Source organism: Halorubrum sp. Atlit-26R (assembly GCF_003666015.1).
Lineage (GTDB): Archaea > Halobacteriota > Halobacteria > Halobacteriales > Haloferacaceae > Halorubrum.
Genome location: NZ_QPLT01000320.1, coordinates 1 through 568, shown reverse-complemented (window position 1 = coordinate 568; position 568 = coordinate 1). Strand labels below are relative to the sequence as shown.

At 46.1% G+C, this 568-nt stretch carries 1 pseudogene; it reads right to left on the bottom strand.

From position 1 onward, the window contains the following. A pseudogene (locus DVK07_RS22540) lies at positions 1–531 on the bottom strand (DNA methyltransferase); the annotation flags it as partial. Positions 532–568 lie beyond the last annotated feature (37 nt).

Below are 568 nucleotides of genomic sequence, written 5' to 3'. Positions count from 1 at the left end.
TCTTAAGTCGTTTCCAGATACTGTAGAGGCAGCGGTTATTGCTCCTTCTGGAATCTGCTCGTCAGGAACATAGTCTTGCAATCCGTCCTGTTGCTCCCAATCTTTTTTCGCCTTATTGAATAGTTCACGATCGGCATCGGTGGCAGATTTGTATGATTTATATTCCCCTCTCGACTTTCCATCGTCATCACAGGTTTGGCAGTAATATTCAACGGCATAAAGTTGTAGATTATATCCATTTTGTTCATTAATCGCATCTACAATACCGTACTTTTGACCGCAGTCTGGACAAGTGTATTTCCCACCTCTGCTAGTATTCCCCTCTTTAGGAACCCAATTATGCCCACAACTACCGCATCTTGATTCCTGCTTGTAATCTTCTACGTAAACGATCTCTTCACAACCTGGGCAAAAGACTGCGTCCTCATCATCATGGTCATATCTACCGCTTGCGACTCTGAAGTCATTAAATAGCGGAACCGTGTGCCCACAGGAGACGCAGTCCAACTCTTTCACCCAGAGATTGTACATCACGTCGGCGTCGTGGTCGCCGTTCGGACAGGGCGTC